This window comes from Buttiauxella sp. B2, assembly GCF_006376615.1.
In the GTDB taxonomy this organism is placed as follows: domain Bacteria; phylum Pseudomonadota; class Gammaproteobacteria; order Enterobacterales; family Enterobacteriaceae; genus Buttiauxella.
Map to the genome: position 1 here is coordinate 185,841 of NZ_VEXQ01000003.1, position 14,342 is coordinate 200,182.

12 protein-coding genes are annotated in these 14,342 nt (G+C 49.4%); 5 read left to right on the top strand and 7 right to left on the bottom strand.

Annotated elements, in window-relative coordinates; all coding sequences use genetic code 11:
* Nucleotides 1-12 precede the first annotated feature (12 nt).
* The 4 genes from hcr to aqpZ form a co-directional block, all read right to left on the bottom strand.
* The gene (hcr, locus tag FH968_RS05875; RefSeq protein ID WP_139878211.1) at nucleotides 13-981 is read right to left on the bottom strand and encodes an NADH oxidoreductase; all 969 of its coding nucleotides are present in this window, start codon (nucleotides 979-981) and stop codon (nucleotides 13-15) included.
* Nucleotides 982-990: 9 nt separating this feature from the next.
* A complete protein-coding gene (gene hcp, locus FH968_RS05880) occupies nucleotides 991-2,643 on the bottom strand; it encodes a hydroxylamine reductase (protein ID WP_139878212.1) in 1,653 nt (550 codons plus the stop codon).
* 143 nt (nucleotides 2,644-2,786) lie between these two features.
* Nucleotides 2,787-3,686, bottom strand: a complete 900-nt coding sequence (locus FH968_RS05885; protein ID WP_139878213.1) for a lysine exporter LysO family protein — start codon at nucleotides 3,684-3,686, stop codon at nucleotides 2,787-2,789.
* A 172-nt stretch (nucleotides 3,687-3,858) separates the two neighbouring features.
* Nucleotides 3,859-4,554 (bottom strand): aquaporin Z, encoded by a 696-nt coding sequence (aqpZ, locus tag FH968_RS05890; protein ID WP_139878214.1) that lies wholly within the window; start codon nucleotides 4,552-4,554, stop codon nucleotides 3,859-3,861.
* 379 nt (nucleotides 4,555-4,933) lie between these two features.
* Between aqpZ and FH968_RS05895 the strand changes: the two genes are divergently transcribed.
* Entirely contained in the window at nucleotides 4,934-6,589 is a 1,656-nt protein-coding gene (locus tag FH968_RS05895) for an ATP-dependent endonuclease (RefSeq protein ID WP_139878215.1), read from the top strand.
* A 12-nt stretch (nucleotides 6,590-6,601) separates the two neighbouring features.
* Here FH968_RS05895 and FH968_RS05900 read toward each other — a convergent pair whose 3' ends face one another.
* Nucleotides 6,602-7,549 (bottom strand): VirK/YbjX family protein, encoded by a 948-nt coding sequence (locus FH968_RS05900; RefSeq protein ID WP_139878216.1) that lies wholly within the window; start codon nucleotides 7,547-7,549, stop codon nucleotides 6,602-6,604.
* Nucleotides 7,550-7,690: 141 nt separating this feature from the next.
* Between FH968_RS05900 and macA the strand changes: the two genes are divergently transcribed.
* Both macA and macB read left to right on the top strand, forming a co-directional pair.
* Nucleotides 7,691-8,806: a macrolide transporter subunit MacA gene (gene macA / locus FH968_RS05905; RefSeq protein ID WP_139878217.1), complete on the top strand. Its 1,116-nt coding sequence runs from the start codon at nucleotides 7,691-7,693 to the stop codon at nucleotides 8,804-8,806.
* Nucleotides 8,803-10,749: a macrolide ABC transporter ATP-binding protein/permease MacB gene (macB, locus tag FH968_RS05910; protein ID WP_139878218.1), complete on the top strand. Its 1,947-nt coding sequence runs from the start codon at nucleotides 8,803-8,805 to the stop codon at nucleotides 10,747-10,749. The genes macA and macB overlap by 4 nt, the downstream gene beginning before the upstream one ends.
* A 90-nt stretch (nucleotides 10,750-10,839) precedes the next feature.
* On the opposite strand, the gene cspD is transcribed toward macB, so the two are convergent.
* Nucleotides 10,840-11,067 (bottom strand): cold shock-like protein CspD, encoded by a 228-nt coding sequence (gene cspD, locus FH968_RS05915; protein ID WP_139878219.1) that lies wholly within the window; start codon nucleotides 11,065-11,067, stop codon nucleotides 10,840-10,842.
* A 323-nt stretch (nucleotides 11,068-11,390) separates the two neighbouring features.
* On the opposite strand from cspD, the gene clpS reads away from it, so the two are divergent.
* Both clpS and clpA read left to right on the top strand, forming a co-directional pair.
* Nucleotides 11,391-11,711, top strand: coding sequence for an ATP-dependent Clp protease adapter ClpS (clpS, locus tag FH968_RS05920; protein ID WP_034456405.1), 321 nt, complete (start codon nucleotides 11,391-11,393; stop codon nucleotides 11,709-11,711).
* A 27-nt stretch (nucleotides 11,712-11,738) separates the two neighbouring features.
* Entirely contained in the window at nucleotides 11,739-14,012 is a 2,274-nt protein-coding gene (clpA, locus tag FH968_RS05925; protein WP_139878220.1) for an ATP-dependent Clp protease ATP-binding subunit ClpA, read from the top strand.
* 107 nt (nucleotides 14,013-14,119) lie between these two features.
* Here the strand turns inward: clpA and infA are convergent, their stop codons facing one another.
* Nucleotides 14,120-14,338: a translation initiation factor IF-1 gene (gene infA / locus FH968_RS05930; protein ID WP_002211347.1), complete on the bottom strand. Its 219-nt coding sequence runs from the start codon at nucleotides 14,336-14,338 to the stop codon at nucleotides 14,120-14,122.
* Nucleotides 14,339-14,342 lie beyond the last annotated feature (4 nt).

Below are 14,342 nucleotides of genomic sequence, written 5' to 3' on the forward strand. Positions count from 1 at the left end.
ATTAAATACGGTTTACGCCATCACTAAATCGCTTTGCGGGTGGCATGAACAAGCCAATACATAACCGTTAGCAATTTCTGCCTCGCTCAGGGTCATGGTGCTGCTTACCGTGTAATCACCCGATTCGATTTTGGTTTTGCAACTCCCGCATACGCCAGCGCGGCAAGCCGCATTCACCGGAATGCTGTTACTTTCCATCGCTGCCAACAACGTACTGCCGACTGGTGCGTAGAACTCGCGCAGAGGTTTTAATGTGGTGAATTTCAAACCGCTTTGTACGGGGGTCGCAACTGGGGTAAAGAATTTTTCAGAGTAAAATTCGCTCACACCCAGCGCTTTAACTTCTTTCTCGACCAATTCCATATACGGCGCGGGGCCGCAGGTCATGACGGTTCGTGAAGCAATATCCGGTACTGCCGCAAGAATTTCATGCGTTAAACGCCCGGCGATAAAACCCTGTGTCGCGTTATTTTCAGCAATCAGCGTCAGCGGATAGTTGCTCCATTCCTGTGCGAAAATGACATCTTCCGGCGAACGAACGTTATAAATAACCTGCACGTCTGCCTGCGGGCGGTGTTTTGCCAGCCAGCGGCGCATCGCCATAATCGGCGTCACGCCACAACCCGCCGCTATCAACAGATAACGGTTGGTCGCCAGGTTTTCACAGCTAAATTCACCCAGGCCTTCAGACAGCCACAGATAATCGCCAACTTTCACATCCTGGGTTAGCCACTCGGAACCAACGCCATTTTCGATACGACGGACTGTCAGCGTCACGAATGGGCTGAGTCCTGGTGTGGACGAAATGGTATAAGCACGCAGCGTTTCATCACGGTTACGAATGCTCACCAGCGTATATTGCCCAGCTTTGTATGGATAGAAATCGTGATTAATCAGCGATAACGTCCAGACATCCGGCGTTTCCTGGTGAATATGATGTACCTGCATGCGATACGGGCACAGCGGCGTTGGCATAGTCATGGCTTCTCCTTATGCGCTCATCAACTGTTCGATATCTTGCTCAACGGTGGTAATGGCACGCAGGCCAAATTTCTCGTTCAGCACAGCCAGCAGATTTGGCGTCAGGAAGCCTGGTGCGGTTGGGCCGGTGACAATATTCGTAACGCCCAACGACAGCAGGGTCAGCAGGATAACAATCGCTTTTTGCTCGAACCAGGAAAGCACCAGGCTCAGCGGCAGGTCGTTCACACCACAACCCAGTTTTTCGGCAAGAGTTACCGCAAGGATAATTGCAGAGTAAGCATCGTTACACTGACCCGCATCCACCAGGCGTGGCAGACCTTCGATATCGCCGAAGTCCAGTTTATTGAAGCGATATTTACCGCAGGCAAGTGTCAGGATCAGGCAATCTTTTGGCACGCTGGTAGCAAAATCAGTGAAGTAGCTGCGTTCGCCACGTTCGCCGTCACAACCGCCAACCAGGAATATATGGCGCAGTTTTTCACGGCTCACCAGGTCAATCAGCGTATCGGCGGCACCCAGTAAAGTCTGGCGGCCAAAACCGACCGTAATCAGGTGTTCGATTTCGCTGTACTGGAAACCAGCCATTTGCTGTGCTTGCGTAATTACGGAGGTGAAATCATCACCTTCGAGGTGACTAACGCCAGGCCAGCCGACAATGCTGCGTGTCCAGATGCGGTCGGTATAGGAGCCTACTTCCGGGTTAATGATGCAGTTTGATGTCATCACAATAGGGCCTGGGAAGCGGGCGAATTCGACCTGCTGGTTTTGCCAACCGCTGCCGTAATTACCGACCAGATGTTTGAACTTGCGTAGTTCAGGGTAGCCGTGTGCTGGCAGCATTTCGCCGTGGGTATAGACATTGACGCCTGTACCTTCAGTTTGCTCAAGCAAGTGGTACAAATCTTTCAGGTCGTGGCCGGAAATCAAAATACATTTGCCTGCAACAGGGCGAACGTTTACTTGCGTTGGCGTTGGGTGCCCGTATTTCTCAGTTTCGCCGAGATCCAGAATGCTCATCACTTTGAAGTTCATCTGGCCGATTTCCATGGAGCACTCAAGCAGTGCGCCCATGTCAGCAGGCCAGGTGCCGAGCCACGCCATAATTTTATGGTATTGCGCGTAGATGTCGTTGTCGTACTGGCCGAGTACGTGGGCGTGTTCCATATACGCAGCGGCACCTTTCAGGCCGTACAAGCACAACAGACGCAGGCCCAGAATGTCTTCACCAATTTCTGCTTTATCGCGGTTTGGCGCAAATTCAGCCGCCTGACGTTGCAGGTCGCCCAAATCGTTGCTGACTAATTGCAGTTCAGCCATTGGATGGGTAACGGTAATGTTCGGGTTAATCTCGAGGCTGCGAGCCTTCAGAGTTTCGCGCAGCGAGATGGCTTCTTGCGCGTAACCGACGATACGTGGGGAATCGAAGTTAACGTTGGTCAGGGTTGAGAAAAAGGCACGCGGTGCAAAGTTATCAATCTCGTGATCGATGATACCCACTTCACGTGCAGCCAGTGCCCAGGCGGATAAACCTTGCAGCGTGGCGATCAACAGGTCTTGCAGATCTGACGTTTCAGCTGTTTTACCGCACATGCCCTGCGCGTAAGAGCAGCCGTTGCCCGCTGGGGTGCGGATTGTTTGTTCACATTGCACACAAAACATGATCGTACCTTTTAAAGTTATATTTAATATACATGTTTAAGGTTATGCTCAGTGCGACATAGGGAAAAGAGATTTTTCATGCAACTTAGATGGAGATTGATTTAGCGCAAATTTGGCGGCAGGAACCTACCGCCAACGAGGTATCAGGAGGCGAAAAATGCCATTAGCAGAGGTGTCAGCAAGCTAAGGATAAACCCGTGAACAATTGCTGCTGGCACAATTTCCAGACCACCGCTGCGTTGTAATACTGGCAGCGTAAAGTCCATTGATGTAGCACCAGACAACCCAAGTGCAGTTGAGCGACTGCGGCGCACCAGACCTGGAATCAGCATGATAGCAACCAGCTCTCGCGCCAGATCGTTGAAGAACGAGGCACTGCCAATCACTGGCCCGTAGGATTCCGTCATCAAAATACCGGAAAGCGAGTACCAACCGAAACCTGATGCCATAGCCAATCCAGTTTTAATCGGCAGGTCGAGAATAAAGGCATTGATAACACCACCCGCCAGTGAGCTGAGGGCGACGACTACGGCGACAATCATGCCACGGCGATTGAGCACAATCTGCTTTAGCGTCATGCCGCTATTTCGCAGTTGAATACCTACCAGTAATAGCAGGAAGATCAGTGTGTATTCGCTGGCGTCGGTTGCGTGATGCAGTATCGGTAACCCCGTCAGTCCGACCAGGAAACCACCGACCACCACGCCGCACAGTTTTAGTGATTCCAGAGCCATTGCAATTCGAGAGGGGAGTTTTTCTTGCTCGTGGTTGTGTCGCCATGGCATGGAACGTTCAAGCCAAAGCAGTGCCGCAGCATTACAGAGTAATAGAACCACGACGGTGACCGCCGCGTAATGAAATATCGCCAGCAGGTTACTTGCCAGGTTGTCGAGAAAAGCGAGACTGATCCCCATGAAAAACAAAATCACATACACAATCCAGCTCAATAGGCGATTAATGAGTTTTAACAGACTGGTTTGTTTGAGAGGAATGAGATAACCGACGATCAGCGGTACTAATATAATTAACAATCCCGAAAACATGGTGCGGACAATCCTTGCAATAGAAGTAACGGCGTATGTCACACTACCCAAAGAAAGGGAACGAGTAAAGCTACGAAAAAAGAGGGTTTTTATGCAGGAGCGGTACGCTATGGGAGGAATTACCCAGGGCGGATAAAGCTTGTGTTTATCCGCCCTGGGAAGCTACAGCGAATTAGTTGCGTTTTTCTAACAATGTACGGTAAATCAAGCCACCTAAAATACCGCCAATGATTGGCATCAACCAGAACAGCCACAGCTGTTGCAGTGCCCAACCACCCTGGAAGATGGCAACCGCAGTACTACGCGCGGGGTTCACTGAGGTATTGGTGACAGGAATACTAATCAAGTGAATCAGGGTTAGAGCCAGACCGATAGCAATCGGTGCAAAACCTGCCGGAGCAAATTTGTCTGTTGCGCCATGAATGACAATCAAGAAGCCACAGGTTAATACGATTTCAATAATAATTGCGGATAGCATGGAATAATGATCTGGCGAATGTTCGCCATAACCATTTGAAGCAAAGCCGCTTGCCGCTGCATCGAAACCACTTTTACCGCTGGCAATTAAATAAAGAATACCGGCCGCAACGATACCGCCAATGACTTGTGCAACAATATAGCCAATTACTTCTTTTGCCGGGAAACGACCGCCAGCCCATAAACCCAGAGTTACCGCCGGGTTAAAGTGACCACCGGAAATATGCCCAACGGCATAAGCCATCGTTAATACAGTTAAACCAAATGCTAATGCAACACCGGCAAAACCTATCCCTAATTCAGGATATGCGGCCGCCAGCACCGCACTGCCACAACCACCAAATACCAACCAGAACGTACCAAAGAATTCTGCCGCTAATTTCCTGAGCATAACCACCTCTGTAATTAAAAAATGAATCACGGGTGAGATAAATAACAGCATCTCCCCGGTTATTGTTTTTACAACTATTAGTGACGTAACGTTAATAATAAAAGAGCAGTAATATTAATGAATTCGTTAAGTTAGAACTAGTCTACTAATTCTGAAAAAATTGATTTGGGGCAATGATATGGTATTCCATTAATAATAAGTACGTTGGAAGTATCGAGGGATTATTAATAAAATAAGAATGTTCTTGTATTGATCGCACTTTATGACTGTTGGGCAAGTAACAGGTAATGGCATCTTCGTTCTCTGCCTCGCGGCATCTTGAACTATTTAGGGTATAGTTGATTGTAGTAAGGAAAGCATCAACCAATCCGGAGGGGTTATGTTCCTCGAGCGTGTGGAGATAGTCGGATTCAGGGGTATTAACCGTCTTTCGTTAATGCTCGAGCAGAATAACGTGTTGATCGGTGAAAACGCGTGGGGTAAATCCAGCTTGCTGGATGCACTAACCTTGCTGTTGTCCCCGCATGAAACGCTTTATCACTTCAATCGTGATGACTTCTATTTCCCGCCAGGCGATGTGCAAGGCAGGGAACACCATTTGCACATTGTGCTGACATTTCGGGAGACGGCGCCTGGCCATCATCTTGGGCGGCGTTATCGTTCGCTTGGGCCTGTGTGGGTAGAAGGGAGTGATGGTTATCAGCGCATATTGTATCGCCTGGTCGGAGAGCTTGCAGAAGACGGCTCCATTATGACAATGCGCAGTTTTCTTGATAACAAAGGCCATGCCATTGAGTTTGATGACATCGATGACATGGCAAAACAAATCATACGCCTTAATCCCGTTCTGCGTTTGCGTGATGCGCGTTTTATGCGGCGCTTACGCAATGACAGCATTCCCGCAATGCCCGAAACAGAAATGACTGCACGGCAGCTTGATTTTCTGGCGCGTGAGCTGGTGTCGCGTCCGCAAAATCTTACTGATGCACAGCTACGCCAGGGTTTGTCAGCAATGGTGCAATTGCTTGAGCACTATTTTTCGGAGCAGGGTGCTGTGGCGCGGCATCGTTTATTACGGCGTCATTCGCATGATGAACAACGCAGTTGGCGTTATCTGGATATCATCAACCGCATGATAGACAAACCCAATAGCCGCGCTCACCGCATGATTTTGCTTGGGATGTTTTCAACGTTGCTGCAAGCAAAAGGCAGCGTGGCGTTGGATAAAGATGCTCGTCCATTATTGCTGGTGGAAGATCCTGAAACGCGTCTGCATCCCATTATGTTGTCGGTGGCCTGGCATTTATTAAACCTGCTGCCACTGCAAAAAATCACCACCACTAACTCCGGCGAACTATTATCGCTCACTCCAGTGGAAAACGTCTGCCGCCTGGTGCGTGAGTCCTCAAAAGTTGCCGCCTGGCGACTGGGCCCCGGTGGGATGAATGCTGAAGATAGCCGTCGCATTGCGTTTCATATTCGCTTTAATCGAGCCTCCTCTTTGTTTGCGCGTTGTTGGCTGTTGGTAGAGGGAGAAACGGAAGTGTGGGTGATGAACGAACTGGCGCGTCAGTGCGGGCATCATTTCGATGCTGAAGGGGTGAAGGTTATCGAGTTTGCGCAGTCGGGACTTCGCCCATTAATTAAGTTTGCTCGGCGTATGGGTATTGAATGGCATGTTCTGGTGGATGGTGATGAAGCCGGGAAAAAATACGCAGCCACGGTGCGCGGTATTCTGGAAAATGACCGCGACCAGGAGCGCGACCATTTAACGATACTGCCAGCAATGGACATGGAACATTTCATGTACCGTCAGGGTTTTGCCGATGTCTTTCATCGCGTGGCACAAATTCCCGAAAATGTGCCGATGAATATGCGTCGAGTTATCGTGAAAGCCATTCATCGTTCTTCCAAACCTGATTTGGCAATTGAAGTGGCGATGGAAGCAGGAAGACGAGGTGTGGATGCTGTGCCGTCATTGCTGCGTAAAATGTTTTCACGCGTTTTATGGCTTGCGCGTGGCCGGGCAGATTAGCCCGGCCAGAGCTTAAAGTTTATCTGCAATTTGTTCCATCATGTCATCCAACAAACTGAAGCGGCGACGATATTCAGCCCGTTTCTTGCTGGCAATTTCCTCAATGGGTTTACGTGACATGCCCAGTGGCAGATCAAAAAATCCCCCATGCAATAACTCACCGTTCATCGACTCCCAGAAGCTATCGTAATCGGCATGGATTTTGTCTTTTTTCTTTTTCAAATAGCGCCATGAACGGTAGATATGCGCACTGTTGCTCACCGCCAGAATTTGGCTAACGCCTAAATGACGAGCAAGCAGACTGGCAGCTTCAAGTACCAGACGTTTAGGGAATAAACCGTGACATGCTTTAGTGGCGTGCTGAATGTATTCATGCGGGGTATCGCTTCTCGCGCCCTGCAATCCACCAATAAACAAAGTGGATTTCCCCAGGTGCTGGCATAGCGTGAACGTTAATCCCGCGAGGGTAACGCCATCATGTCGGGTCAAGATTATCGTCGCTTCGCCTTCTTTATCGACATTAGCGATGGCGCATAAATCAAGATGGTAGAAGTTCTCATCTTTACCCGTTATTGTTGCCAGATGCGCACCGCTGGCTGAATAGTGCTGTTGCAACAAGCGCTCAGGTAGCGCACGAGCCAGTACGTGATAGTGAAAAGACAATGCTTTAACCGCCGCCTTGCGATTAAAATTCGCCGCCAAATATGGGCGATGAACCCGGCAAGGCAGGCCTGGTTGCACGGTAAGTAGCTTTTGTAACAAAGGTTGCTGTGATAAATCGGTCAGTAAACGCGCGGTAACCAGCGGGCTTGCCAGCGAGCGAAGGACAAACTTCCGACGATAAGCCGGGTCACTCCAGGCACTTCCCGGCATCCATTGTCCTTTTGCTAAGGAAAGAAACAACTGCCAGCCATTGAGTTGAGTGGTTGATATGAATTCGTCTACGGTAATTGGCGACATAATTGAAACCAGGTTGAGGAGCAATGGTGTAATTTCACCATTTGTTAGCTCAACGAATATTCAATCACCGACCAGGCTGTTACGGGTTCGCGACTTTTGTTGATACTCTATTTAATTAGCCAGTCTGTTTGCAGGATACCTATGAGATTCAAGGGAAAAATAAAAAAACGTTATTGGCTTCTGGGCATGTTGGTATTGCTGTTTGGTATTTGGCTTTGGCAGTTTTTAAATGCCCCTGCGCCGGTTTATCAAACCATGATTGTGCGTAAAGGTGAGCTGCAACAAAGCGTGCTCGCAACGGGTAAGCTTGATGCGTTGCGTAAAGTTGACGTGGGCGCGCAGGTCAGTGGGCAGTTAAAAACGTTGTCGGTGAATATTGGCGATAAAGTTAAAAAAGATCAGCTGTTAGGGGTTATCGATCCAGAACAGGCGCAAAACCAAATTAAGGAAGTTGAAGCGACGTTAATGGAGTTACGCGCACAGCGACGCCAGGCGGTTGCACAAGCCAAACTGGCGCAGGTGACGTTAAATCGCCAACGAGCTCTGGCAAAAACGCAGGCTGTATCGCAGCAAGATCTAGACACGGCGGTGACCGATCTTGAAGTCAGGCAGGCACAAATCGGGACTATTGATGCACAAATTAAACGTAATCAGGCGTCTTTAGATACGGCAAAAACCAATCTCGATTACACACAGATTGTTGCGCCAATGGCCGGTGAAGTCACTGAAATCACCACTAAACAAGGCCAGACGGTGATTGCTGCACAGCAAGCGCCGAATATTCTGACGCTTGCAGACCTTAGCACCATGCTGGTGAAAGCGCAGGTTTCCGAGGCCGATGTTATTCATCTTAAATCGGGACAAAAAGCATGGTTCACCGTTCTTGGCGATCCCCTGACGCGCTATGAAGGGGTACTTATCGATATTCTACCCACTCCGGTGAAGGTGAACGAAGCTATTTTCTATAACGCCCGGTTTGAAGTTCCAAACCCGAAAGGAGTGTTGCGTCTGGAGATGACGGCGCAAGTGCATATTCAACTGGGTGGAGTGAAAGACGTGTTAACCATTCCTCTTGCCGCACTTGGCGAACCGGTTGGCGATAGCCGCTATAAAGTTTCTGTACTGCGCAACGGCGAAACCCGTGACAGGGAAATTACTATCGGGATGCGTAATGACACTCAAGTGCAAGTCGCCAACGGCCTGACTGAAGGCGAAGAAGTGGTCATTGGGCGAACATCACCCGGGAGCTCGCTATGACGGCACTGCTTGAGCTACGGGATATTCGCCGTAGCTATCCGTCGGGTGACGAACAAGTTGAGGTGCTTAAAGGCATTAACATCACCATTGAAACCGGTGAAATGGTGGCGATTGTCGGGACATCAGGCTCGGGCAAATCAACGCTGATGAATATTCTCGGTTGCCTGGATAAACCGACCAGCGGCAGCTATAAAGTCGCCGGGCAGGACGTCGCGCTGCTTGATAACGACGCGCTTGCTACGTTACGCCGCGAACATTTTGGTTTTATCTTCCAGCGCTATCATTTGTTGTCGCATCTGAATGCAACACAAAACGTGGAAGTGCCAGCCGTGTACGCCGGGACTGCGCGCGTGTATCGCCAACAACGAGCACGTGCTTTGCTAATGCGCCTCGGGCTTGCTGATCGTGTTGATTATCGACCGTCTCAGCTTTCAGGTGGGCAGCAGCAACGTGTCAGTATCGCACGTGCTTTAATGAACGGTGGGCAGGTGATACTTGCCGATGAACCGACCGGTGCGTTGGATAGCCATTCTGGCGAAGAAGTGATGGCGACGTTAAAGCAACTGTGCGAACAGGGCCATACGGTCATCATCGTGACACATGACCCGTCTATTGCGGCCCAGGCGCAGCGTGTTATCGAAATTCGCGACGGCGAAATTATCAGTAATCCACCGTCGGTGGCGCAGCAACCTACTGCGCAGAAAGAAGTGAAAATCCAGCCGACCAACTCGGCATTCCAGCAAACCATCAGCAGTTTCCGTGAAGCATTAACAATGGCGTGGCTTGCGCTGGCGGCGAATAAAATGCGCACGCTGTTGACCATGCTCGGCATCATTATTGGTATTGCTTCGGTGGTGTCGATTGTGATTGTCGGCGACGCGGCAAAACAGATGGTGCTGCAGGATATTCGCTCTATTGGCACTAACACGATTGATGTTTATCCTGGCAAAGATTTTGGCGACGACGATCCGCAATATCAGCAGGCTCTAAAATATGATGACCTGGCAGCGATTAGCCAACAGCCGTGGGTTAGCTCTGCAACGCCTTCGCTGTCGAGCAATTTACGGGTGCGCTATGGCAACGTAGATGCCGCCGCAAGTGTGAACGGCGTCAGCAGCCAGTATTTCAACGTTTATGGGATGACCTTCAGCGAAGGCAATACGTTTAACGACGAGCAACTAGCAGGCCGTGCACAGGTGGTAGTACTGGACAGCAATACCAAGCGCCAGCTATTTCCTGATAAAGCCAAAGTCGTTGGGGAAATCGTGTTGGTGGGGAATATGCCTGCAACGGTGATTGGTGTGGTGCAAGAGAAGCAGTCGATGTTTGGCAGTAGCAAAATTCTGCGTGTCTGGTTGCCCTATAACACCATGGCCGGACGTGTGATGGGGCAAAGCTGGTTGAACTCCATCACGGTGCGCGTGAACGAAGGCTATAACAGCCACGAAGCCGAGCAGCAACTCAACCGTTTGTTGCAACTGCGTCACGGTAAGAAGGATTTCTTCACCTACAATATGGATGGCCTGTTGAAAACGGCGGAAAAGACCACACGTACTCTTCAGCTGTTCCTGACATTAGTGGCGGTGATTTCGTTATTAGTTGGTGGGATTGGCGTAATGAATATCATGCTGGTGTCGGTGACAGAGCGAACCAAAGAGATTGGCATTCGCATGGCGGTCGGCGCTCGCGCAAGCGATGTATTGCAGCAGTTTTTGATTGAAGCTGTGCTGGTGTGCCTGGTGGGCGGCGCGTTGGGGATATCATTATCCCTGTTAATTGCCTTCACTTTGCAGTTGGTATTGCCCGGTTGGGAAATTGGTTTTTCACCGATGGCACTGTTAACAGCGTTTGCCTGTTCGACTGCCACAGGAATTATTTTTGGTTGGCTACCGGCGAGAAATGCCGCGAGATTGAATCCTATTGACGCACTGGCGCGTGAATGATTTTCATCTGAGGTATTACGTTTGGTTATAAAAATGCCAGCCTATGGGCTGGCATTTTGACTTGGGGATGTACACAATGAAATAAAAGGGTCAGGCTACCGCCTCTGCTTCGAGTTCCAGAGGCACAATCAAACTGGCGTGATTGCCTTTTGGCCCCTGATGTACATCAAACCTGACTGTTTGTCCGGCTTTAAGCGTTCTGTAACCATCCATCTGAATGGTGGAGTAATGAGCGAAGATGTCTTCGCCGCCGCCCTCAGGGCAAATAAAACCGAACCCTTTGGCGTTATTGAACCATTTAACTGTACCCGTCTCCATGCTTCTACATCCTTCGTAAATCTTATAAGTGAGATGGAATGAACCGGTGGGTGAGGACGGGCTGTTCAAAACCTCGCCAACTCACGCTTGTACAATGTAGATAAATTAACCATGTCGTCAAGCGTTGCACAGGGGGGGGCGAGCGAAAATGAATCAAAAATTTGAAGCAGTTAACGCTATTGTGATTAATGTGACAGAGCTCTCGATTGCGAATTACTGTCCCTTTTGAACATGATGAGTCACGTTAATTGAAAGCGTATTACACTCAACCTATGGGCTTCGCCTTAATGACAATGGGCGATTAAACATGATGACGATTTGCAATGGGTAAGACGAACGATTGGTTGGATTTTGACCAGCTAGTGGGTGATAAACTGCGCGAAGCGCTGAAACCACCTTCGATGTATAAAGTTATGTTAATGAACGATGACTACACGCCGATGGAATTTGTTATTGACGTGCTGCAAAAGTTCTTTTCTTATGATGTAGAACGTGCAACGCAATTGATGCTCACTGTGCACTATCAGGGTAAAGCTATCTGTGGCATTTTTACTGCAGAAGTAGCGGAAACCAAAGTCGCGTTAGTGAACCAGTATGCAAGGGAGCATGAGCATCCATTGTTGTGTACGCTAGAAAAAGCCTGAAGAAGGCAAAATTTGGGGGAGGTGCCTATGCTCAATCAAGAACTGGAACTCAGTTTAAACATGGCTTTCGCCAGAGCGCGCGAGCACCGACATGAGTTTATGACTGTCGAGCATCTGTTACTGGCATTGCTCAGTAACCCATCAGCTCGTGAAGCGCTGGAAGCGTGTAGCGTAGACCTGGTGGCGCTGCGACAGGAACTCGAGGCCTTCATCGAACAAACCACACCGGTTCTGCCAGCCAGTGAAGAAGAGCGTGACACTCAACCTACGCTTAGCTTCCAGCGTGTGCTGCAACGTGCGGTGTTCCACGTCCAGTCTTCTGGTCGCAGTGAAGTGACTGGTGCAAACGTGCTGGTCGCTATTTTCAGCGAGCAGGAATCTCAGGCAGCGTATCTGCTGCGTAAACATGAAGTTAGCCGACTTGATGTGGTCAACTTTATCTCTCACGGAACACGTAAAGACGAACCTAACCAGGCACCGGGTGCAGAAAATCCGGTCAATGAAGAGCAAGCAGGCGGGGAGGATCGTATGGAAAACTTCACCACCAATCTCAACCAGCTTGCACGTGTGGGAGGGATAGATCCGCTGATTGGTCGCGAGAAAGAGCTCGAACGCGCTATTCAGGTTCTTTGTCGTCGTCGTAAAAATAACCCGCTGTTAGTGGGTGAGTCAGGCGTAGGTAAAACCGCGATTGCTGAAGGGCTTGCCTGGCGTATCGTGCAGGGCGACGTTCCTGAAGTGATTGCTGATTGCACGATTTACTCACTCGATATCGGTTCGTTGCTGGCGGGCACTAAATACCGCGGGGACTTTGAAAAACGTTTCAAAGCGTTGCTTAAACAACTCGAGCAGGATCAGAACAGCATCCTGTTTATAGATGAAATTCATACCATTATTGGTGCGGGTGCAGCGTCTGGTGGGCAGGTTGATGCAGCGAACTTGATTAAGCCCCTGCTGTCGAGTGGCAAGATCCGCGTAATCGGTTCAACCACTTACCAGGAGTTCAGCAATATCTTCGAAAAAGACCGTGCTCTGGCTCGTCGCTTCCAGAAGATTGATATTACTGAGCCAAGCGTTGAAGAAACTGTACAAATCATTAACGGCTTGAAACCGAAATACGAAGCGCACCATGACGTGCGTTATACCGCGAAAGCGATTCGTGCGGCGGTAGAACTGGCAGTGAAGTACATCAACGATCGCCATCTGCCAGATAAAGCCATTGATGTTATAGACGAAGCGGGTGCGCGTAGCCGCCTAATGCCGGTGAGTAAACGTAAGAAAACGGTCAATGTCGCAGACATCGAAACCGTGGTTGCACGTATTGCTCGCATCCCAGAGAAGAGTGTTTCAGCAAGCGATCGCGACACGCTGAGAAGTCTTGATTCGCGTCTGAAAATGCTAGTGTTTGGTCAGGATAAAGCTATTGAGGCATTAACCGAAGCCATCAAAATGAGCCGTGCTGGATTAGGACACGATCATAAACCAGTGGGTTCATTCCTGTTTGCTGGGCCAACAGGTGTGGGTAAAACGGAAGTGACCGTTCAGTTAGCGAAATCGCTGGGCATTGAGTTACTGCGTTTTGATATGTCGGAATACATGGAACGCCACACCGTGAGCCGTTTGATTGGTGCACCTCCAGGTTACGTTGGTTTCGACCAGGGCGGTCTGTTGACGGATGCTGTGATTAAACATCCTCACTCCGTGTTGCTGCTCGATGAAATCGAAAAAGCGCACCCGGATGTCTTTAACCTGCTATTGCAGGTAATGGACAACGGTACGCTGACCGATAACAACGGGCGCAAGGCTGATTTCCGTAACGTGATTCTGGTCATGACCACCAACGCAGGTGTTCGCGAAACCGAACGTAAGTCTATTGGCTTGATTCGTCAGGACAACAGCACCGATGCGATGGAAGAGATCAAGAAGATCTTTACCCCAGAATTCCGTAACCGCCTGGACAACATTATTTGGTTCAACCATCTGTCTACGGATGTGATTCACCAGGTGGTCGACAAATTTATTGTCGAGCTTCAGGTGCAGTTGGATCAGAAAGGTGTGTCTCTGGAAGTGAGCCAGGAAGCACGTGATTGGCTGGCAGAAAAAGGCTATGACCGTTCGATGGGTGCTCGCCCAATGACGCGTGTTATTCAGGACAACCTGAAAAAACCACTCGCCAACGAACTGCTATTTGGTTCACTGGTGGATGGTGGTCAGGTGACGGTCGCGCTGGATAAAGATAATCAGAAACTGATTTATGACTTCCATAGCGCGCAGAAGCATAAGCCGGAAGCGGCACACTAATTAGTTAATTAATGACGCAATAAAAAAAGGCCAGGTTATTTATTAACCTGGCCTTTCTATTACTAAATTGTTTACGCCGCCTGTTAACGCAGCGCTAAATAAAACTATCAGCGACTACGGAAGACAATGCGGCCTTTGCTCAGGTCGTACGGGGTCAGCTCTACAGTGACTTTGTCACCCGTCAGGATGCGGATATAGTTTTTACGCATTTTACCGGAGATATGAGCGGTTACCACGTGCCCGTTTTCCAGCTCAACGCGGAACATGGTGTTAGGTAACGTATCAAGAACGGTACCCTGCATTTCAATATTGTCTTCTTTGGCCATCTAA